Genomic DNA, 20999 nt, shown 5'->3' on the forward strand with positions numbered 1-20999 from the left:
GTCAGGGCCCGGCCGCCGCCAGTTCCTCCCACAGCTCCTCGGGCACGGGCGCGTGGAACAGCTCGGCGTTGCGCCGGACCTCCTCCGGCGACCGCGCTCCCAGCACCACCGACGCCACTGCCGGGTGCCGCGCGGCGTGCGCGATGGCCGCCTGCGGGAGCGCCACCCCGTGGCGGCGGCAGATCTCGACCATCCGTCGCGCCCTGCTCACCACCTGCGGTGGTGCCGGGCGGTAGTCGTAGACGGCGTGGGCGGCGGGATCGTCGGTGGCCAGCATCCCGCCGTTGAACACGCCTGCCGCGAGCGCGGACACGCCGCGGCGAGCACACTCGTCCAGCAGCGGCTCGCCGGAGGAGTCCAGCAGCGTGTATCGGCCCGCGAGCATCACCGCGTCGACGTCGGTGTCGGTGACGAAGCGCCGCAGCATCTGCCACTGGTTCATCCCGACCCCGATCGCCCCCACCACGCCCTGCGAGCGGAGCTCGTGCAGGGCCGGGTACGCCTCCGAGACCGCCTGCGCCCAGTGCTCGTCCGGGTCGTGCAGCAGCACCAGGTCGACGCGATCCAGGCCCAGCCTGTCCACACTGGATTCCAGGGAGCGGCGAACGCCGTCGGCGCTGAAGTCCCACCGCCGCGCGAAGTCGGCGGGGACCGCGAACCCGCCCGCCACGTCGCGAGCTCGCCCGGGGTTCGGGACGGGTTCGAGGATCCTGCCGACCTTGGTCGACACCGAGAACTCGTGCCGAGCCCGTCCCGCCAGCGCCGCGCCGAGCCGGCGCTCGGCCAGTCCCAGGCCGTAGTGCGGTGCGGTGTCGAAGTAGCGGATCCCGGCGTCCCACGCCGCCGCGACGGTCTCCGCCGCCGTCGTTTCGGAGACCTCGCGGTAGAGGTTGCCGATCACCGCACCGCCGAAGCCCAGGCCGCTCACCCGCACCCCGGATCGGCCCAGGACGGTCACTTCCGCAACCGCAGGCCCTGCATGCCGCCGTCCACCGCCAGCGACGTCCCCGTCGTCGCCCCGGCAGCGGGTCCCGCCAGGTAGGCGACCGCGGCGGCCACCTCGTCGGCGGAGACCAGGCGGCCCGAGGGCTGCCGAGCGTTCAGCGCGGCCAGCTCCGCGTCGGGATCCTCCGCCGCCGACAGCAGCCGACGCACCCACGGCGTGTCGGCCGTGCCCGGGTTCACGCAGTTGACGCGGACCCCCTCGGCGAGGTGATCGGCGGCCATCGCCTGCGTCAGCGAGAGCACGGCGCCCTTGCTGGCGCTGTAGGCGGCGCGTTCCGGCAGGCCCGCCGTCGCCGCGATCGAGCACGTGTTGACGATCGACGCGGCGGCCGAGCGGCGCAGGTGCGGCAGGGCGGCGCGGCTGGTGCGCACGATGCCCAGCACGTTGACGTCGAAGACGCGGCGCCACTCGTCGTAGGAGTTGGTCTCGACCGTGCCCTGCGCGCCGATGCCCGCGTTGTTGACCACGACGTCCAGGCCACCGTGGTGCTCGACGGCCTCCTGCACCGCTTTCCGCACCGAGTCCTCGTCGGTGACGTCGCACCGGAGACCGAGGATCCCGGCCGGAACCGCGCCCGGGTCCAGGTCCAGCGCCGCGACCTTCGCCCCGCCATCGGTCAGCCTCCGCGCCACCGCCAGGCCGATGCCCGACCCGCCGCCGGTGACCACCGCCGCCAGCCCCTCGAACTCCCCTGCGCTCACCGGTCAGCCCCTTCGCTCGCCGAGATCTCCCAGGAGAACTAGCAGCTCGAACGCGGCGGCAACAAGGCGCGGGCACCCGGGTCCGACGGTTCCGAGGTGGAGGCCAGCACCTCGCCTTCCACGACGACCACCCGGTCGCGCTCGAACCACGCGAAGTCAGCGGCATCACGCGTCGGAGGCGGTGCTTCGGACATGAGCCATCCCGTGGGAGCAGCTGCGAGCGGGCGGATCGGATCCTACCGAGCCGCCCGACCGGAGCCCCGCGCCGCATCCCTCCGGCATACTTCCCGGGTGTTCCGGAGGATTCGAGGGGCCTGCCGGCCGGGAGCCGCGTGGTGAAGCGACCGACGATCATCGACATCGCCCGCGCGGTGGGCGTGTCCAAGGCCGCGGTGTCCTACGCGCTCAACGGCCGCGGTGGCGTGTCCCAGGAGACGCGGGAGCGGATCCTCGACGTGGCCGCGGACATGGGGTGGCGCGCCAGCAGTGCTGCGCGAGCTCTGTCGAGCGACCGGGCCGCCACCGTCGGCGTCGTGCTCGCCCGGTCTCCGGAGGTGCTGCGGACCGAACCCTTCTTCATGCAGGTGGTCGCCGGTTTGGAGCAGACGCTCTCGGCGCACGGGTTCTCCCTCCAGCTGACGCTGGCGTCCGATACGGACACCGAGCTGGAGACCTACCGCCGGTGGTGGGCGGAGCGCCGGGTCGACGGGGTGCTGCTGACCGATCTGCGGGTCGACGATCCGCGCCCGGCGTTGTTGCGGGAGCTGCGGATACCGGCGGTGTTCTTCGGAACCGAACAGCCCATGGCCGGGATTCCCGTGCTGTGGGTCGACGAGCACGACATCGCCGACAGCGCCATCGGGCACCTCGCCGACCTGGGCCACCGCAGGATCGGCCACGTCCAGGGACCGGGGCAGCTGCGCCACACCGCTCGCCGCGAGCGGGAACTCGGGCGGGCGGCGGAGGAACGGCCCGGTGTGGTGCTGGTGCGCGATTCCGGCGACTACACCGAGGGAGGCGGGGTGGCGGCCACGGCGCGGCTGCTGGCTTCGGCGCGACCGCCGACGGCGATCATCTACGACAACGACGTGATGGCGGTGGCGTCGGTGGCGCGGGCAGCCGAACTCGGAGTGCGCGTCCCCGGGGACGTCTCGGTGCTGGCGTGGGACGACTCGATGCTGTGCCGGGTGGTGCACCCGGCGATCACGGCCTTCTCGCACGACGTGGGCGCTGCCGCGGCTCGAGCGGCGTTGATGCTGCTGGAGCTGATCGAAACGGGTGTCGCCGACGACTCCCGCTTGCAGCCCCGCGAGCTCATCGCGCGCGAGAGCACCGCTGCGGCACCGGTGTTCGGCTGACCGGAGCAGCACCCGAACACCAAAAGTAACGAATCGGTCACGCAGATCGGACCGGGTCTTCTTGTTAACCGGTTAAGTCCCTACTTTGAGCGGCGGGCCCAACGACGGGTCCGACGAGGCCGAGGAGTCGTTTCGTGATCAAACGCTCACTCGCGGCGGTGTCGCTCATCGCGGCCCTGCTCGCCGGGACTCTGACGGGATGCGCGGGCTCGGCCGAGGACCCCAACACGATCACCTACTGGGCCAGCAATCAGGGCGAGAGCGCCGAGCAGGACATGGAAATCCTGCACGACGAGATCGCCCAGTTCACCGCCCAGACAGGCATCGAGGTGAACGTCGAGGTCATCGGCTGGTCCGATCTGCTCAACCGGATCTTGGGCGCGGCCACCTCCGGGGTCGGGCCCGACGTGGTCAACCTCGGCAACACCTGGGCCGCGTCGCTGCAGGCCACCGGCGCGTTCGTGCCGTTCGACGACGAGCTGATGCAGCGCTTCGGCGGCCGGGAGCGGTTCCTGGACAGCAGCATGAGCTCGACCGGCATGGCGGGCCAGGTCCCGACCTCGCTCCCGCTGTACGGGTTGAGCTACGGCGTGTTCTACAACAAGAAGCTCTTCGCCGAGGCCGGGCTGGCTCCCCCACGCAACTGGGACGAGTTCCTCGCCGCCTCCCAACGGCTGACCGATCCCGCCCGCAACCGCTGGGGACTGACCATCGCGGGCGCCAGCTACACCGAGAACGCCCACTTCGCCTTCATGTTCGCCCGTTGGGAGGGCGTCGACCTCATCACCGCCAACGGTCCCGAGTTCGACTCCCCGGGTGCGGTGTCGGCCGTCCAGCGCTACCTGGACCTCATGTCGACCCAGAAGGTCGTCAGCCCCGGCGACGCCGAGGAGGGCAACACCTCCAGCGCCGCCGAGGACTTCACCGACGGCAACGCGGCGATGCTCATCGCCCAGAACAGCGTCATCCCGACGCTGGAGGACAACGGGATGTCGGAGGACGCCTACGGCGTGGTCCGGTTGCCCGCGCCCGATCCGCTGCCGCGGGCCGGGACGCCCGCGCTGAGCCACGTGGCCGGGTCGAACGTCGCCGTGTTCGCCGACAGCCCGAAGCGCGAGCAGGCGCTGAAGCTGGTGGAGTTCCTGACCAGCAAGGACATCCAGGCGTCGCTGAACAAGAAGTACGGGACGCTGCCGGTGGTCACCGACGCCTACGACGATCCCGCCTTCCACACCGAGGAGGACGAGGTCTTCTCGGACGTGCTGGCCAACTACTCGGAACCGGCACCGATGATCCCGACCGAGGCGCACTTCGAGACGACCGTGGGCTCGGCGATGCGGGACCTGTTCGCCGAGATCGCCACGGGCCGCCAGGTCACCACCGAGGACGTGCGGGCCGCGCTGGCCGACGCCGAGCAGAAGATGCGAGGTACCGGAAGTTGACCAGCACCGCCGCACCCTCCCCCGCCCGGCCGGCGACGACGCCGGAACCCCCACCGAGACGCACGTGGTCGCCGAGCCGTCGGCTGCTGCCGTACCTGTTGGTGGCCCCCGCGTTGTGCTTCGAGCTGCTGGTGCACCTGCTGCCGATGCTCGGCGGGCTGTACATGAGCGTGCTGGAGCTGACCCAGTTCTACCTGCGGGACTGGCTCAACGCGCCGTTCGCCGGCCTGTCGAACTTCAGCTTCGCGCTGGACTTCAACAGCGCCGTCGGCATCACCCTGCTGCGCTCGTTCGCGGTGACCGCCGGGTTCTCGATCCTCACCGTGGGACTGTCCTGGCTGCTGGGGGTGTTCGCGGCGACGCTGCTGCAACGCTCGTTCCGGGGACGTGCGGTGCTGCGCACCCTGTTCCTGGTCCCCTACGCGCTGCCGGTCTACACCGCGGCGATGATCTGGAAGTTCCTGCTGGACCAGGACGACGGCATGGTCAACGCGACCCTGGGCGGCCTGGGCCTCACCGGAGGCCAGACGTTCTGGCTGCTGGGCGACAACGCGTTCCTGGCGACGGTGGCCACGGCGACGTGGAGGTTGTGGCCGTTCGCGTTCCTGGTGCTGATGGCGGGGATGCAGTCCATCCCGAACGACGTCTACGAATCAGCCACTGTGGACGGTGCCGGGCTGTGGCAGCAGTTCCGCTCGATCACGCTGCCGATGCTGCGTCCGGTGAACCAGGTCCTGGTGCTGGTGCTGTTCCTGTGGACGTTCAACGACTTCAACGTGCCCTACATCCTGTTCGACAAGTCGGTGCCCAACGCGGCGAACCTGCTGTCGATCCACATCTACAACAACTCGTTCATCACCTGGAACTTCGGCCTCGGGTCGGCGATGTCGACGTTGCTGCTGCTGTTCCTGCTGGTCGTCACGGCCGGGTACCTGGCCTTCACATCGCGGAGGATGAAGGATGCCTGAGCCGAGGTGGTTCCGCGTCCTGCGGGTCGTGGGCCTGACGCTGCTGACGCTGTTCGCGCTGGTGCCGCTGTACGTGATGGTGACCTCGGCGTTGAAGCCGCTGGGTGATGTGCGGGACCGCTTCCAGTGGATCCCGGACCACCTCACCTTCGAGCCGTTCATCGACATGTGGTCGACGATCGATCTCGCGGACTACTTCATCAACAGCGCCATCGTGGCGCTGGGTGCGGCCCTGGTGTCGCTGACGCTGGCGATCCTGGCGGCCTACGCCGTCAGCCGCTACAGGTTCCGCGGGCGCAACGGTTTCCGGATCGTGGTGCTGTCGACGCAGATGTTCCCGGGCATCCTGTTCCTGCTACCGCTGTACCTGATCTACGCGACGATCGGCCGCTACACCGGCATCGAGCTCTACGGCAGTCAGCTCGGGCTGATCGTCACCTACCTGACGTTCTCGCTGCCGTTCGCGATCTGGATGATGGTCGGCTACTTCGACACGATCCCGCGCGATCTCGACGAGGCCGCGCTGATCGACGGCGCCAGCCCGATCGGCGCGCTGTGGCGGGTGGTGCTGCCCGCCGCGCGGCCGGGCATCGCCGCGGTGGGCATCTACGCGTTCATGACGGCGTGGGGCGAGACGCTGTTCGCCTCGATCATGACGGACTCGGATTCGCGGACGCTGGCGGTCGGACTGCGCGAGTACTCCACGGAGACCTCCGTGTACTGGAACGAGGTGATGGCCGCCTCCCTGGTCGTCAGCATCCCGGTCGTCATCGGCTTCCTAGCCCTGCAGCGCTACCTCGCACAAGGCCTGACCGCCGGCGCCGTCAAATGACCCGAATCCGCCGAACAGCCGCAGTTTCAAGTGTGGGACTCACCCTGCACCGCCGCGGGTTCTGAGCGGCTTCGTGGCGAGTACGCCGCGACGCCGTGTATTGGACATACATCAGGAGTGGCGCACGGAGTCCACGAAGCCGCTCAGGTTCCGCCACCCGCACCGCCAAGCAAAAAGACCACAGAACAGGCAAACCGCGGAGAGGTTTTCATGCGACGTAATAGTGCGAAGGTGACGGTGGCCGGACAGCCCCAGGTGTGGCTGGGCGCCAACTTCTGGTCGCGCACCGGTGGTCCTCTGATGTGGCGGAACTACTCGCCGGAGGTCGTGCGCGACGAGCTCCGGGTGCTCCACGACCACGGCCTGCGGCAGACCAGGTCGTTCTTCTACTGGCCGGACTTCATGCCCACCCCGGACACCGTGGACGAGCAGAAGGTGGCGCACTACCAGGACTTCCTGGACGCCCACGCCGAGATCGGCATGACCTCGATCCCCACGTTCCTGGTCGGGCACATGTCCGGCGACAACTGGGATCCGGAGTGGCGCGGCGGCCGGGACCTCTACGCCGACGTGTGGCTCGTGTCCCGGCAGGCGTGGTTCGTCCAGCGGATGACCGAGCGCTTCGCCGGGCATCCGGCGGTGGCGGGCTGGCTGCTCAGCAACGAGATGCCCATCTACGGCCGGTTGCGCCACGAACCGAAGGCGCCCACCGAGCAGGTCAGCGCGTGGGCGCAGCTGATGGTGCAGGCGGTGCGCGCCGGTGGCGGCACCCAACCGGTGTCGCTGGGCGACGGCGCGTGGGGCATCGAGGTCACCGGCGTGGACAACGGGTTCTCGGTGCGCGAGACGGGCGCGATGGTGGACTTCGTGGGTCCGCACGTGTACCGGATCGACAGCGACCCGGTCCGCCAGCACCTCATCGCGGCGTTCCTCTGCGAGCTGTCGGCGGTGGCCGACAAGCCGGTGGTGCTGGAGGAGTTCGGCCTGTCCAGCGACCAGGTGTCGCCGGAGAACGCCGGCCACTACTACCGGCAGACGCTGCACAACTCGCTGCTGGGCGGCTCGACGGGCTGGGTGGCGTGGAACAACACCGACTACGACGACCTGATCGGTCAGGGCCCGTACTCGCACCACCCGTTCGAGATGCACTTCGGCATCACCGATCACACGGGCGCGCCGAAACCCCCGCTGCACGAGTTGGCCGCCTTCGCCGAGGTTCTGGAACAGGTGGACTTCGCCCGCTGTCACCGCAGCGACGCGCGCGCGGGCCTGGTGGTGACCGAGTACCTGGAACGCGGGTACCCGTTCACCCAGGACGACGACCGGCCGCTGATCTTCGACACGCTGCACCAGGCGTACGCGGCGGCCCGGGAAGCGGACCTGCCGGTGGGATTCACGAGGGAGCGCGACGGCGTCGACGCCGACTGCGACCTCTACCTGCTGCCGTGCGTGAAGCAGATCCAGGGCCCGACGTGGCAGCGGCTGCGCGAGCGGGTCGCCGAGGGCGCGGTGCTGTACCTGTCCTACACCGCCGGTGAGGTGGGACATCACCGGCAGCCGTGGATCCCCTACTTCGACGAGACCTTCGGCGTGCGCAAGGGGATCACCTACGGCGTGGTCGACGAGGTCACCGACGAGGAGGTGGTGTTCACCTTCGCCGAGGACTTCGGCGGCATCGAACGGGGTGCGGCGCTGCGGTTCCGGGTGTCGGGCAACGAGCACAGCCGCTCGTTCCTGCCCGTGGTCCCGGACGGGGCCGAGGTGGTGGCCACCGACGCGCACGGCAACCCGGCGCTGCTGCGCTGCGCGACCGGCCAGGGCCAGGCGGTGCTGTGCACGTACCCGGTGGAGCTGTTCGCGGCCCGCAGCACGCGCGTGAACCCGGATGACAGCCACCGGCTCTACGCCGCGCTGGCCGAGGTCGCCGGGGTGTCCCGCGAGGTCGTGGTGGACGACCCGAAGGTGTTCGCCGACGTCGTGGTGCACGAGGACAGACGCCGGTTCGCGTGGCTGGTCAGCCAGCACGCGGAGCACGCGACGGTGTCCCCGCGCACGACCGGTTCGCTGCGGAGCCTGTCCGGTGAGCCGCTGTCGGAGGTGACGCTGCCGCCGTTCGGCGTCGAGGTGGTCGAGCTGAAGTCCTGACACGCCGCGGGCGGGCCTCGGTCTCTCGGGGGGTCGAGGCCCGCCCGCTCTTCCCCGGCCTGACAACCCCACCTGCTGCGAGCGGTCCACGTCGACGTGCCCCGCGCGGGCCTGCCGTGAGGACTGGGTCCGGGCGCCACTCCTGGTGCATGCGGCTACGCCGCCACCTTCAGCGAAGCCCGACGGCGCCGGTCGGCGGCCTGCCCCTGGCCGCCGACCGGCACGGTTCTCACTTGCCCGCGCCCGCGGTGAGTCCGGCGATCATGAAGCGTCGGCCGAGGATGTAGAGCACCAGCACCGGGATCGCCGAGAGCACCACACCGGCCATGATGGCGGGAACGTTGACGGTGTACTGGCCCTGGAACTGCCACAGCATCACGGGCAGCATCGCGGTCTCCTCGCGCTGGGTGAGGATCAGAGGGAACAGCAGCCCGTTCCACACCTGCAGCGCCTGGTAGATGCCCACCGCCAGCAGCGCCGGACGCGACAGCGGCAGGACCAGGTTCATCAGCACCCGCAGCTGCCCCGCGCCGTCCAGGCACATCGACTCGTAGAGCTCCTCGGGGATGTCGCGCAGGAAGTTGCTGAGGATCAGCACCGACAGCGGCATCGCGAAGGCGATGGCGGGCAGGATGATCGCCAGCAGGCTGTCGTAGAGCCCGGCCTCCACGATCATCACGTACACCGGGATGATCGTGGCCTGCAGCGGGATCGCCAGTCCTGCCAGGAACATCCGGAACAGCCACTGGTGCCGACGTCGCTTGCCGCGCACCACCACGTAGGCGGCGGGCAGCGCGACGAGCAGCACCACCACGACGGTCAGCCCGGTGGTGAGCAGGCTGTTGAACAGGAACTTGAAGAACCCGTCGGAGAACACCAGGCCGTAGTTCTCCAGCGTCGGAGAACCGGGCAGCGACAACGGGTTGGCGCCGGTGGTGTCCTCCTGGGCCCGCAGGCTGGTGACCACCACGTAGTACAGCGGCACGGCCACCACCAGCGCCCACAGCAGGGCCGCGGCGTTGGGCAGCAGACCTCTGATTCGCAGCATCACGCGCCCTCCTGGTCGCTGCGCATCCGGGCGAAGCCGGAGTACTTGGTCAGTCCCAGCGACAGCGCGGTGCCGAGCGCCACCAGCAGCAGCGCGATCGCGCTGGCGTATCCGAGCTGGTACTGCTGGAAACCGGTGACGTACATGTTCACCGGCAGGATCCGGGTGGCGTCGCCGGGCCCGCCTTCGCTGAGCACGTAGAACAGGTCGAAGTAGGTCAGCGAGCCCACCAGCATCAGGGTGCTGGAGGTGACGATGGTGTTGCGCAGCTGCGGCAGCGTGATCAGGAAGAACCGCTGCACCGGCCCTGCGCCGTCGAGTTCGGCGGCTTCGTAGAGCTGCGCGGGGATCTGCCGCACGCCCGCCTGGTAGATCAGCGTGTGGAACGGGATGAACTGCCAGGACACCACGAAGATGAGCGTGAACAGCGCCAGCCTCGCATCGCCCAGCAGGTTCAGGCCGGGCAGCCCGAGCGCGGGCAGCACCCCGAACTCCGGGTCGACGAGGTTGCGCCACAGGATGCCGATGCCGGTGGACGACAGCACCAGCGGCAGGAAGAACAGCGCGGCGAGCACCGCCCGGTGCCGCTGCTGCCCAGCGACGTAGACGCCGAGCAGGATGCTGATGGGGGTCTGCACGACCCAGCACAGGATCATCACCTGCAGCGACACCCACACCGAGTGCCACATGCCGGAGTCGGAGGCCAGCTTGCCCCAGTTCTCCGCGGCGTTGAGCTCGGGGGCGGAGATGCCGTTCCAGTCCATCATGGACAGCACGATCACCACGACGATGGGCGCGACGACGAACGCCGCGAAGAACACCAGCGCGGGTGCGGCGAACCAGGTGGAGGGCTCGGTCCAGTGCCGCGCGGAGCGACTCCGTCGTTCGGTGGTGGCCGGCGCCGTCGGGCGCAGCGCCTCGGTGGCGGTCATCGCGAGGACTCCTCCATCAGCTGGGAGAACTCTTCCGGGCTGATCTGGTCGAGGAACAGCTTCTGCAGGTTGATCAGCACGTTCTGGGCGGGACCGGGCGGCAGCGCCTGGTCCCAGGACTGCTGGAAGTGCGGTGCGTTCTTGGCCAGGTCGTAGACGAAGGTCATGAAGCCGGCGTCCTCGGAGGCGCGCAGCTGGTCCTCGATACCGGTCACCGGCGGGACGTCGCCGCGCTTCAGGCGCCCTTCGGTGAAGGCGTCGCTGGACAGCTCCTGGCGCAGGAACTCCACCGCTTCGCGCTGGTCCGGGCCCGCGGTCGCGGACATGAAGGTGGTGGGATTGCCGACGAGGTTGGCCGGATCGCCCTTGCCGCCTTCGACGGCGGGGAACGGCGCCCAGCCGAGATGTCCTTCGCGCACCCACTTCTCGTCGTCGCCGAGCAGGTCGGAGTAACCGGAACCGAGGTGGACCATCATCGCCGCGCGTTCGCTCGCGAGCAGCGTGCGCTGCTGGCCGAGCTCGGCGCTGATGGAGGCGAAGGCGTTGCCGAACGCTCCCCTGCGCACGAGGTCCTGCAGCATGGCGTTGGCCTTGATGATGTCGGGGTTGAGCCACGCCCCGGGTTTGCCCTCGACCACGTCCCGGAAGGCCTCCGGTCCCGCGACCCGGTCGACGATGGCCTCCTCCCACATCAGGTAGGTCCAGGAGTCCGCGCCGCCCAGCGCGATCGGGAGGACACCCGCCTGCTGGAACTTGGGGATCTGGTCGAGCAGCTCGTCCCAGGTGCGCGGTGGCTGCAGGCCGACCCGGGCGAAGACGTCCTTGTTGAAGTACAACAGAACGGGCTGGATGCCGCCGACGGGGATGCCGTAGGTGCCGCCGTTGATGTCGACGGGACTCATCACGCTGGGCAGGAAGTTCTGCCGCCACTCGGGGTGCTCGCGCATCGCCGGGCCGAGGTCTGCGACCTTGCCCGCGTCGATGAACGCCTGCAGCGCTCCCCCGCCCCAGCCGAAGAAGGTGTCCGGCGGCGTGCCGGAGCCCATCGAGACCCAGAGCTTGTTCTTGTAGGGATCGTTCTGGAAGAACTGGGTCTGCATGGGGCGACCGGTTCGCTGCTGGAACTTCTCGCCCTCGGCGGGCATCAGCTCTTCCTCACCACCACCGCTGATCGCCCAGGTGGTGACCACGTCGGCGCTGCCTTCGCTCGGCGGCAGCAGCACGGCGCAGCCGGTGGAGGTCAGCGCGAACGCCAGCGCCGCACCCATCGCGCACAGACGTCGCAGTCCACGCATCGTCAACTCCCGTCGCACCGTTGCGGACCTTCCGGAGTCCCGGCGGCCGGTGTGCACGCGGTCACACCCGGCTTCCGGTCGGCGAGACCGTACCGCAGCGCCGAAGCGATCTACAAGAGTGGGTTTCCAAAACTTTCTTGCCGTGCTCCATCCGTGATTTGTCGGGCTCAACACAGGACTTTCGGTGAACCATGTGGCAATCTGTCGAACGTTGGACCCCTGGTTTCCGGAGACGCCGACCGAAACTGTTTCGAAAGCGTCGTCCGGACGACCGCACCACCAAGACGGGAGTCGCCGCACATGCCGCAGTCGCGCCCGACCGAGGACCGCCAGCCCTACCGCGATCCCGCACTACCGGTCGAGGAGCGGGTCGCCGACCTGGTGTCCCGCATGACGCTGGAGGAGAAGCTCAACCAGCTCGTCGGGATGTGGATCTACGTCTCCGGAGCCGAGGAGCGCGTCGCTCCGCACCAGGAGGACTTCGCCGACGACACCCCGCCCTGGGACGAGATGATCAAGAACGGGCTGGGCCAGCTCACCCGCGTGTTCGGCAGCGCACCCATCGAACCGGCCCAGGGCGCCGCCGCCCTGACCCGGCTGCAGCGCGAGATCACCGCGTCCAGCCGGTTCGGCATCCCCGCCGTGGCGCACGAGGAGTGCCTGGCTGGTTTCACCGCCTGGGGCGCCACCGCCTACCCGGTTCCGCTGTCCTGGGGCGCCTCCTTCGACCCCGACCTGGTCGGCGAGATGGCCGCGAGCATCGGCGCCGACATGCGCTCGGTGGGCGTGCACCAAGGACTGGCCCCGGTCCTCGACGTGGTGCGGGACCTGCGGTGGGGACGGGTCGAGGAGACCATCGGCGAGGACCCGCACCTGATCGGCGCGGTCGGCTCCGCCTACGTCGCCGGACTGGAGTCCAGCGGAATCGTGGCCACCCTCAAGCACTTCGCGGGTTACTCCGCCTCCCGCGCCGGCCGCAACCTGGCTCCGGTGAGCATGGGTCCGCGCGAGTTCGCCGACGTCGTCCTGCCGCCCTTCGAGATGGCGCTGCGACTGGGTGGCGCCCGCTCGGTCATGCACTCCTACACCGACGTCGACGGCATGCCCTCGGCCGCCGACGAGGCGCTGCTGACCGAACTGCTGCGCGACGAGCTCGGTTTCACCGGAACCGTCGTCGCCGACTACTTCGGCGTGTCGTTCCTGCACAAGCTGCACGGCGTCGCCGACGGTCCCGGGACGGCGGGCGCGGCCGCGCTGCGCGCCGGGGTGGACGTGGAGCTGCCCAACGCCCGCTGCTTCGTCGAGCCGCTGGCGATCCTGGTGCGCTCCGGTGAGGTCGACGAGGCGCTGGTGGACCGCGCGCTGACCCGGGTGCTGAACCAGAAGGTCCAGCTGGGCCTGCTGGACCCGGACTGGTCGCCGGAGGTCGCGCAGCCGCGCGAGTTCGACTCCGCGCGCAACCGGGACCTGTCCCGGCGGCTGGCCGAGGAGTCGGTGGTGCTGGTGGCCAACGACGGCACGTTGCCGGTGCGCGACCCCGGCAGGGTGGCGCTGGTGGGCCCGCTGGCCGACGACCCGTTCGCGCTGCTGGGCTGCTACTCGTTCCCGGCGCACATCGGCGTGTCCTACCCGGACTGGCCCCACGGCATCGACCTGCCGACCTTCCGCGACGAGATCGCCCGGATCGCCACGCAGGTCGACCACGTCAAGGGCTGCGATCTCCCCGAGGGCGGCGCCGATTTCGACACGGCGCGGGCGGCCGCGGCCGAGGCGGACCTGTGCGTGGCGGTGGTGGGCGACCGGGCGGGCCTGTTCGGGCGCGGCACCTCCGGCGAGGGCTGCGACGCCGCCGACCTGCGCCTGCCCGGGGACCAGGAAGCGCTGGTGGAGCAGCTGCTGGAAACCGGAACACCCGTGGTGCTGGTGGTTTCCAGCGGTCGCCCGTACGCGCTGGGCAGGTTCGCCGACCGGGTCGCGGCGGTGGTGCAGGTGTTCTTCCCGGGCGAGGCCGGTGCCGCGGCGCTCGCCGACGTGCTGACCGGTGAGGTCAACCCGTCGGGCCGGCTGCCGGTGTCGATCCCGGCCACCCCGGGCGGCAACCCGGGCACCTACCTGACCGCTCCCCTGGGTGCCGCCAGCGAGGTCAGCTCGCTGGACCCGACGGCGCTGTTCCCGTTCGGCCACGGCCTCTCCTACACGACGTTCGCCTACTCGGACCTGACGATCAGCGCCGCGGAGATCGCCACCGACGGCTCGGTGGACATCTCCTGCTCGGTCACCAACACCGGCGACCGCGACGGCGACGAGGTCGTGCAGCTCTACCTGCGCGACCCCGTCGCGCAGGTGACCCGCCCGGTCCGCCAGCTGACCGGTTTCAAGCGGGTTTCGGTGCCGGCGGGCGAGTCTCGAACGGTGTCGTTCCGCCTGCACGCCGACCGGACCGCCTACACCGGCGCGCGCGGCGAGCGCATCGTCGACCCGGGGCTGATCGAGGTCCACGTGGGCGGCGACAGCGCGCGCGCTCGGCTGTCCGGCGAGTTCCGGCTGGTCGGCGAGGTGCGGGAGGTCGGAGCCGACCGCGTCCTGGACACGCCGGTGACGGTGACGCCGTGAGGTGATCGGGTGCGGGCGGTTGCTCCGAAACTTTCAGGTACGGTGACGTCGGTCGAGCGAGGAGGCAGGGTGGCTGAGGCGAAGAAGAGCCGCGTGACGATCAGCGACATCGCGCGGGAGGCGGGCGTCTCGGTCCCGACGGTCTCGAAGGTCCTCAACGGACGTCCGGAGGTCGCCGCCCACACCCGCGAGCGGGTCGAGAAGCTCATCACCCGCCACAACTACTCGCGCCGGGCCAACCACGGCAGCGGGCGCGCGGGCCTGATCGACCTCGTCTTCCACACCCTCGACAACGAGTGGGCGCTGGAGATAGTGCGGGGCGTCGAGAGCGTCACCCACGACGCCGGGGTGGGCATGGTGGTCTCGGCGGTGCACGACGGCCGCAAGACCGAGCGCGCGTGGCTGGACAACCTCACCTCGCGGCGCTCCGACGGCATCATCCTGGCCGTCACCGAGCTCGGCCCGCGCCACGCCGAGCAGCTGCACGGCCTCGGCGTCCCGGTCATCATCATCGACTCCCTCGGCCAGCCCGATCCACGGGTCGCGTCGGTGGGCGCGACGAACTGGAGCGGGGCCCGCGCCGCCGTCGAGCACCTCATCGAGCGCGGGCACGAGCACATCGGTTTCATCGGCGGCCCACCGCAGTTGCAGTGCTCGGTCGCGCGCCTCGACGGCTACCGCTCCGCGCTCATGGCGGCCGGCCTCCCGGTCGCCGACGAGCTGATCGTGGACGGCGACTTCACCCACGACCGGGGCCAGGACGCCGCGGGCGAGCTGCTGGCCCTGCCGGAGCCGCCGACGGCGATCTTCGCGGCCAACGACCAGCAGGCGCTGGGCGCCTACCGAGCCGTCGAGCAGCGCGGGCTGCGCATCCCCGACGACATCAGCGTCATCGGCTTCGACAACCTGCCGATGGCGCAGTGGATCTCGCCCGCCCTGACCACGGTCAACCAGCCGGTCGCGACGATGGCGGCCGAGGCCGCGCGGATGGTGCTGCGGCACGCCGAAACCGGCCGCTTCGAGACCAACCGCGTCGAACTGGCCACCGACCTCGTCCTGCGCGCCAGCACCGGGCCCGGTCCCCGCGCCTGACGCACGGCGCACACCCGGCCACACCGCGCATCGGGGACCAGATCACACCGCGGCCGGAAATATCGTGACTCGGCGATGCGTTGCCCAGGGTGGCCGGGACGACGGGTCCCGGATCGTGGCGCGTGTGGAAAGGCTGATCCTGTCGTGACTGTGGCTCTCTCCGTTCTCGATCTGGCGCACATCGGCGAGGGGGAGACCGCCGCGGACAGCTTCACCGCCAGCGTCGACATGGCCCAACGCGCCGAGCGGTGGGGCTACCACCGCATCTGGTACGCCGAGCACCACAACATGCCGACCATCGCTTCCTCGGCGACCAGCGTGCTGATCGGCCACATCGCTTCCCGGACCAGCACGATCCGGCTGGGCGCGGGCGGCATCATGCTGCCCAACCACTCGCCGCTGACCATCGCCGAGCAGTTCGGCACGCTCGAAACCCTCTTCCCGGGCCGGATCGACCTCGGTCTGGGTCGTGCGCCGGGCAGCGACCAGCGCACCATGCGGGCGCTGCGCCGCGATCCCACCTCGGCCGACGCGTTCCCGCAGGACGTGCTGGAGCTGCAGGGCTACCTGGCCGGCGAGACGCGCATCGCCGGGGTCAACGCCACGCCCGGCTACGGCACGAAGGTGCCGCTGTACGTGCTGGGTTCGTCGATGTTCGGCGCGCAGCTGGCCGCCCTGCTGGGTCTGCCCTACGCCTTCGCCTCGCACTTCGCCCCGGACGCGCTGGAGGCGGCGACCTCGCACTACCGCAAGGAGTTCCAGCCCTCGGCGCAGCTGTCGGAGCCCTACGTCATCGCCGGGGTCAACGTGATCGCCGCGGACAGCACCGAGTACGCCCAGCAGCAGCTCCTGGAGGCCAAGCGCTACCGGGCGGGCCGGATGCTGGCTCAGGGCCGCGACCTCAGCACCGAGGAGATCGACGCCCTGCTCGCCTCCCCCGCCGGCCGCCAGATCGAGGGGATGACCCGCTACAGCGCGGTCGGCACTCCGGCCGAGGTGGACGACTACCTCGACAAGTTCGCCAAGCAGGCCCAGGCCGACGAGCTCATGGTCGTCTCCTCGGCCGTCGACCGCGCCGCCTGGCTGCGCTCCCTGGAACTCCTCGCCGACGTCCGCGGACTCGGCGACTGACACCATCCCCCGCTCCCGACCTCGAAGCCCCTGGAGCGAGGCGGTTTTGGTCCGAACCGTCCCCGATGTACCAGACATCGATCATGGACGGTTCGGACCAAAACTTCCGGGTGCTCACCCCCGGTCACGGAGCACCCGAAGGCGAGATCAGGCCGCCAGCCGGGATTCGAGCTGGTCGGCGAGGTCATTCATGATCTTGGCGTAGCTGGCGTGGCTCATCGGGGCGACCGCGTCCCACTCGACGAACCGGTCCGCGCTCGCCGCGGGCGTGGCGGCGAAGACGGGGTTCTGCTTCATCTGCTCGGGCGTCATCGACGCCGACCGCGCGTCCCAGAGCATGATGTCGCCGGGGTAGGCGTTGGCCTTCTCCCAGGACAACCGCTCGAAGTAGCCGCCGCCGGCCTGGTCGGGGTTGGCCGGCGTGGTGATCGGCAGGCCGAGTTCCTTGACGTAGTAGTCCAGGTCGGGGTTGCGGGCGGGCACGACGACGAAGAACTCCTCCTTCGTGCCACCGATCGCCAGGATCGACTTGCCCTCGGTCTTCATCCGCGCGCCGATGTCGCGCAGCCGGGACGCGGCGGCGTTGAACGCCTGCTCGTCGGCCTTGACCTTCGGCGACTCCACGTCCGCGCCCAGCGCGCGGGCGAGCTCCTTGTACTTGCCGATCGCCGCGGGCAGCGCGATGCCGGACTGCTGCACGCCCGCGGTCGGCACGATCTGCTTGACCTTCTGCTCCTGGTCCTCGACCAGGTGCCACAGGCCCGGGTACTCGGCGTACTTGCCGCTGACCAGCAGGTCCGGATGCAGCGAGGCGAGCCGTTCCAGGTTGACCTCGCCGTACCCGGCGCCGGTGACGTCGGTGACCTTCCCGGGGTCGAGGCTGCCGGCCTCGGGTTCGACCGAGCCGTCGTCGCGCACCAGCGGACCGAAGGTGCCGGCGATCTTCACGCCGAAGTCCTGCAGCGCGGCACCGGCCGAGACCTGGGCGACGATCTGCTGGGGACGCTCGGGGCGGGTCACCGTGATGCCGCGGTCATCGGTGTAGGACCAGCCGTTGCCGGTCTGTTCGGGCTGCGATGATCCGCACGCGGACAGCGTGCCGATGGCGGCGAGCGAGACCGCGGTCAGCGCGGCGGCCCGGATCGTGTGACGCAAGGTCGACCTCCCATGGTTCTAAGGCTAGGCTAACCTAGCATCACCATCGGGAGGTTACGGATGACAGTCGCACGAACCGGACGAACCGCAGTCGAGAAGCCGGAATACCGCCTGTTCCCGGTCGAGGTGACCCGGGCGCAACGGCTCGGTCCCAGCTTCGTGCGGATCACCTTCGGCGGCGCCTGCCTGTCCGAGTTCGGGTTCGGCGGTCACGACCAGCGCATCAAGATCGTGCTGCCCAAACCGGGCCGCGCGCTCGACGACTTCCCCGAGGGCCACGACTGGTACCCGCGCTGGCTGGACCTGCCCGACGAGGTCCGGCCCGACCTGCGGACCTACACCGTGCGCGACTTCCGGTCCCACGACCGGGAGGTCGACGTCGACTTCGTGCTGCACGGGCTCGACGACGGCCACGCCGGTCCCGCCTCCACCTTCGCCGCCGCCGCGCGACCCGGCCAGGTCATCGGCCTGCTCGCGCCGGACCGGCCCGGCTCGGGCCGGATGTGGGGCTGCGAGTGGGCTCCCCCGGCCTCCGCCGACCGCCTGGTGCTGGCCGGAGACGAGACGGCCGTGCCCGCGCTCGCGGCCATCGTGGAATCGCTGCCCTCCGACTCGCGCGGCGTGGTCTGCGTCGAGGTCCCCGACAGCGGCGACGCGCAGGAGTGGGCACGCCCCGCCGGGGTGGACGTCCGCTGGTACCCGCGCGGCGGAGCACCGCACGGCAAGCTCCTCACCGAGGGCGTGGCCGGAGCACTGCGCGAACTGCGCCCGGTCCGCGACACCTCCCCGCGTGCGACCGAGCTCGACGACGTCGACGTCGACACGGGGGTGCTCTGGGAGGTGCCGGAAGGAGCGACCGGTTCGATCTACGGATTCCTGGCGGGTGAGGCGGCCGTGATCAAGCGGTTGCGCCGATTGCTGATCGACGAGCACGGCGTCCCCAAGCAGGCGGTGGCGTTCATGGGCTATTGGCGCGAAGGTCGTTGCTGACCCATTTGTCGGTCTCGCGCGCTAGCGTCTTCGGCAATGGGTTGGGCCACCTCACACCGAAGGACAGCGCCATGCCAGTCACCTCGACCGCGCCAACCGACGACTTCGTCGCGCAGGCGGACTCCTACCGCCGGGAACTGATCGCGCACTGCTACCGGATGCTGGGGTCCTTGCAGGACGCGGAGGACCTCGTGCAGGAGACCTACCTCAAGGCGTGGCGGTCCTACGACCGCTTCGAGGGCCGCAGTTCGGTGCGCACCTGGCTGTACAAGATCGCCACGACGACCTGCCTGACGGCACTGGAGAGCCGCAAGCGGCGTCCGCTGCCCAGCGGTCTGGGCGCTCCGGCCGACGACGTGCCGCACGAGAAGGTGGTCGAGTCCGGTGAGGTGCCGTGGTTGCAGCCGATCCCGGACGGGATGATCGCCGACACCGCCACCGACCCGGCCTCGATCGTGGGGCTCCGGGAGAGCACGCGGCTGGCGTTCATCGCCGCCCTGCAGCACCTGCCCGCCCGGCAGCGCGCGGTGCTGATCCTGCGCGACGTCCTCAAGTGGCGGGCCGCGGAGGTCGCCGGCGCCCTGGAGATCTCCACCGCTGCGGTCAACAGCGTGCTGCAGCGCGCCCGCGCCCAGATCGCCGACGTCTCCCCGTCCGAGGACGACCGGCCGCAACCGCTGACCGCCGAGCAGGAGCGGCTGCTGGAGCGCTACGTGGCCGCCTTCGAGGCCAAGGACGTGTCGATGATCGTCGACCTGTTCACCGCAGAGGCCGTCTGGGAGATGCCTCCCTTCCGGCTGTGGGTGCGCGGCGGCGAGCGCATCGCTCAGCTCAACGCCAGGCAGTGCCCGGCCGGGCCGGACGGGCTGCGGCTGCGCCACACCCGCGCCAACGGGCAGCTGGCCTTCGGCGTCTACATCCGAGGCGACGACGACGTGTTCCGGCCCTTTCAACTGCACGTGCTCGAACTGGGCGAGACGCGGGTGGAGCACGTGGTGTGCTTCTTCGGCGTGGACTTCGCCAAGTTCGGCCTCCCGGACTCGGTGACCGACTGATCTGTGCTGATCGGCATTAGCTCCTAGAGTGGGCGCCGGAGACGTTCGGGGTCTGGTGGCCCCCACGGCCTTCAAAGCCGATGGCGCCGAGCACCTCGGCGCGGCGGGTTCGATTCCCGTCCGTCTCCGCCAACTTGTTCCCCGACCGCGAGGGACGTCGATGGGCGGGTATCGGCTCACGCAGTACGCGCACGGCGGTGGATGCGCATGCAAGATCCCGCCGGGCGAGCTGGAGCAGGTCGTCGGCGGGCTCATGCCGGAGGTCGCCGAACCGAACGCGAAGCTGCTGGTCGGGTTGGACACCGGCGACGACGCCGCGGTGGTGTGCACCGACGAGGGCGCGGGGATCGTGGTGACCACGGACTTCTTCACGCCCGTGGTCGACGACGCGTTCGACTGGGGGCGCATCGCGGCGGCCAACGCGCTGTCCGACGTGTACGCGATGGGCGCGACACCGCTGCTCGGGGTGAACCTGCTCGGCTGGCCCCGGGACGTGCTGCCGTTCGAGCTGGCCGGTGAGGTGCTGCGCGGCGGCTCGGAGGTCGCGGCCGCGGCCGGATGCCACCTGGGCGGCGGGCACAGCGTCGACGACCCGGAACCCAAGTACGGGCTGGCGGTGACCGGCCTGGTGGATCCCGACCGGATGCTGCGCAACGACGCGGCCCGGCCGGGTCTGCCGCTGACGCTGACCAAACCGCTGGGCATCGGAGTCCTCAACACCCGGCACAAGCAGACCGGCGAGCGGTTCGCCCACGCCGTGGCGGCGATGACCGAGCTCAACGGGAGCGCCTCGAAGGCGGCGCTGCGCTCCGGAGCGGTCTGCGCCACGGACGTCACCGGTTTCGGGCTCCTCGGGCACCTGTTCAAGACCATGCGCGCCTCCGGAACGACCGCCGAGCTCGACGTCTCGGCCGTGCCCTACCTGGAGGGTGCCCGGGAGGCAGTGCGCGACGGGTACGTCAGCGGAGGCACCCGCCGCAACCTCGACTGGGTGAGGCCCCACCTGGACCCGGGCGGCACCAGCGCCGAAGACCTCCTCCTGCTCGCCGACGCCCAGACCTCAGGCGGCCTCCTGGTGGTGGGCGAAGTCCCCGGCTCCCCGGTGATCGGCCACGTCCTCCCCGGCCGACCGGACGACATCCGAATCACCCTGCGCTGAACCACCCCGAACACCGCAGTATTCAGGCACCGGATTACGGCAGTAATCGGGCACCCGAATACCGGGGTAATCCGGGT

Annotated in this window: 18 protein-coding genes and 1 tRNA gene; 12 read left to right on the forward strand and 7 right to left on the reverse strand. The window is 70.3% G+C overall.

The window, feature by feature from the left end:
- Window position 1: 1 nt before the first annotated feature.
- From AB0J78_RS11110 to AB0J78_RS11120, 3 genes are read right to left on the reverse strand one after another with little or no spacing between them, the layout of a single operon-like run.
- Complete coding sequence (locus AB0J78_RS11110; protein WP_363788671.1) at window positions 2-958, reverse strand: aldo/keto reductase; 957 nt, start codon at window positions 956-958, stop codon at window positions 2-4.
- Complete coding sequence (locus tag AB0J78_RS11115; protein ID WP_363788673.1) at window positions 955-1707, reverse strand: SDR family oxidoreductase; 753 nt, start codon at window positions 1705-1707, stop codon at window positions 955-957. Before AB0J78_RS11115 ends, AB0J78_RS11110 begins: the two co-directional genes overlap by 4 nt.
- A 38-nt stretch (window positions 1708-1745) precedes the next feature.
- A complete protein-coding gene (locus tag AB0J78_RS11120) occupies window positions 1746-1901 on the reverse strand; it encodes a hypothetical protein (protein ID WP_363788674.1) in 156 nt (51 codons plus the stop codon).
- A gap of 141 nt (window positions 1902-2042) precedes the next feature.
- Between AB0J78_RS11120 and AB0J78_RS11125 the strand changes: the two genes are divergently transcribed.
- From AB0J78_RS11125 to AB0J78_RS11145, 5 genes are all read left to right on the forward strand, one after another.
- On the forward strand, window positions 2043-3065 hold the full coding sequence (locus AB0J78_RS11125; RefSeq protein WP_363788675.1) for a LacI family DNA-binding transcriptional regulator: 1023 nt from the start codon (window positions 2043-2045) through the stop codon (window positions 3063-3065).
- A gap of 134 nt (window positions 3066-3199) precedes the next feature.
- The gene (locus tag AB0J78_RS11130; protein ID WP_363788677.1) at window positions 3200-4507 is read left to right on the forward strand and encodes a sugar ABC transporter substrate-binding protein; all 1308 of its coding nucleotides are present in this window, start codon (window positions 3200-3202) and stop codon (window positions 4505-4507) included.
- Window positions 4504-5475 carry a sugar ABC transporter permease gene (locus tag AB0J78_RS11135; RefSeq protein WP_363788678.1) on the forward strand — a complete coding sequence of 324 codons (972 nt, stop codon included), beginning with the start codon at window positions 4504-4506 and terminating at the stop codon, window positions 5473-5475. Before AB0J78_RS11130 ends, AB0J78_RS11135 begins: the two co-directional genes overlap by 4 nt.
- Window positions 5468-6307 carry a carbohydrate ABC transporter permease gene (locus AB0J78_RS11140; RefSeq protein ID WP_363788680.1) on the forward strand — a complete coding sequence of 280 codons (840 nt, stop codon included), beginning with the start codon at window positions 5468-5470 and terminating at the stop codon, window positions 6305-6307. The genes AB0J78_RS11135 and AB0J78_RS11140 overlap by 8 nt, the downstream gene beginning before the upstream one ends.
- Before the next feature lie 237 nt (window positions 6308-6544).
- Window positions 6545-8452, forward strand: coding sequence for a cellulase family glycosylhydrolase (locus AB0J78_RS11145; protein WP_363788681.1), 1908 nt, complete (start codon window positions 6545-6547; stop codon window positions 8450-8452).
- A gap of 229 nt (window positions 8453-8681) precedes the next feature.
- Here the strand turns inward: AB0J78_RS11145 and AB0J78_RS11150 are convergent, their stop codons facing one another.
- From AB0J78_RS11150 to AB0J78_RS11160, 3 genes are read right to left on the reverse strand one after another with little or no spacing between them, the layout of a single operon-like run.
- The gene (locus AB0J78_RS11150; protein WP_363788682.1) at window positions 8682-9500 is read right to left on the reverse strand and encodes a carbohydrate ABC transporter permease; all 819 of its coding nucleotides are present in this window, start codon (window positions 9498-9500) and stop codon (window positions 8682-8684) included.
- Window positions 9500-10432, reverse strand: coding sequence for a sugar ABC transporter permease (locus AB0J78_RS11155; protein ID WP_363788684.1), 933 nt, complete (start codon window positions 10430-10432; stop codon window positions 9500-9502). Before AB0J78_RS11155 ends, AB0J78_RS11150 begins: the two co-directional genes overlap by 1 nt.
- The gene (locus AB0J78_RS11160) at window positions 10429-11727 is read right to left on the reverse strand and encodes an extracellular solute-binding protein (protein ID WP_363788686.1); all 1299 of its coding nucleotides are present in this window, start codon (window positions 11725-11727) and stop codon (window positions 10429-10431) included. Before AB0J78_RS11160 ends, AB0J78_RS11155 begins: the two co-directional genes overlap by 4 nt.
- 300 nt (window positions 11728-12027) lie before the next feature.
- Here AB0J78_RS11160 and AB0J78_RS11165 point away from each other — a divergent pair, with 300 nt between their 5' ends.
- The 3 genes from AB0J78_RS11165 (at window position 12028) to AB0J78_RS11175 (ending at window position 16563) form a co-directional block, all read left to right on the forward strand.
- A complete protein-coding gene (locus tag AB0J78_RS11165) occupies window positions 12028-14340 on the forward strand; it encodes a glycoside hydrolase family 3 N-terminal domain-containing protein (RefSeq protein ID WP_363788688.1) in 2313 nt (770 codons plus the stop codon).
- A gap of 69 nt (window positions 14341-14409) precedes the next feature.
- Complete coding sequence (locus AB0J78_RS11170) at window positions 14410-15432, forward strand: LacI family DNA-binding transcriptional regulator (RefSeq protein WP_363788690.1); 1023 nt, start codon at window positions 14410-14412, stop codon at window positions 15430-15432.
- 144 nt (window positions 15433-15576) lie between these two features.
- Window positions 15577-16563 (forward strand): LLM class flavin-dependent oxidoreductase, encoded by a 987-nt coding sequence (locus AB0J78_RS11175; RefSeq protein WP_363788692.1) that lies wholly within the window; start codon window positions 15577-15579, stop codon window positions 16561-16563.
- A 147-nt stretch (window positions 16564-16710) separates the two neighbouring features.
- On the opposite strand, the gene AB0J78_RS11180 is transcribed toward AB0J78_RS11175, so the two are convergent.
- Window positions 16711-17718 carry an ABC transporter substrate-binding protein gene (locus AB0J78_RS11180; RefSeq protein ID WP_363788694.1) on the reverse strand — a complete coding sequence of 336 codons (1008 nt, stop codon included), beginning with the start codon at window positions 17716-17718 and terminating at the stop codon, window positions 16711-16713.
- Between the two features lie 60 nt (window positions 17719-17778).
- Between AB0J78_RS11180 and AB0J78_RS11185 the strand changes: the two genes are divergently transcribed.
- The 4 genes from AB0J78_RS11185 (at window position 17779) to selD (ending at window position 20922) form a co-directional block, all read left to right on the forward strand.
- Entirely contained in the window at window positions 17779-18708 is a 930-nt protein-coding gene (locus AB0J78_RS11185; protein ID WP_363788696.1) for a siderophore-interacting protein, read from the forward strand.
- 71 nt (window positions 18709-18779) lie between these two features.
- Complete coding sequence (locus AB0J78_RS11190) at window positions 18780-19763, forward strand: sigma-70 family RNA polymerase sigma factor (RefSeq protein WP_363788698.1); 984 nt, start codon at window positions 18780-18782, stop codon at window positions 19761-19763.
- A 37-nt stretch (window positions 19764-19800) separates the two neighbouring features.
- Window positions 19801-19895 (forward strand) — tRNA-Sec (locus AB0J78_RS11195).
- A gap of 28 nt (window positions 19896-19923) precedes the next feature.
- Window positions 19924-20922: a selenide, water dikinase SelD gene (gene selD, locus AB0J78_RS11200; RefSeq protein ID WP_363788699.1), complete on the forward strand. Its 999-nt coding sequence runs from the start codon at window positions 19924-19926 to the stop codon at window positions 20920-20922.
- The last annotated feature ends 77 nt before the right edge of the window (window positions 20923-20999 follow it).

The organism is Saccharopolyspora sp. NPDC049426, assembly GCF_040676935.1.
Classification (GTDB): Bacteria; Actinomycetota; Actinomycetes; order Mycobacteriales; family Pseudonocardiaceae; genus Saccharopolyspora.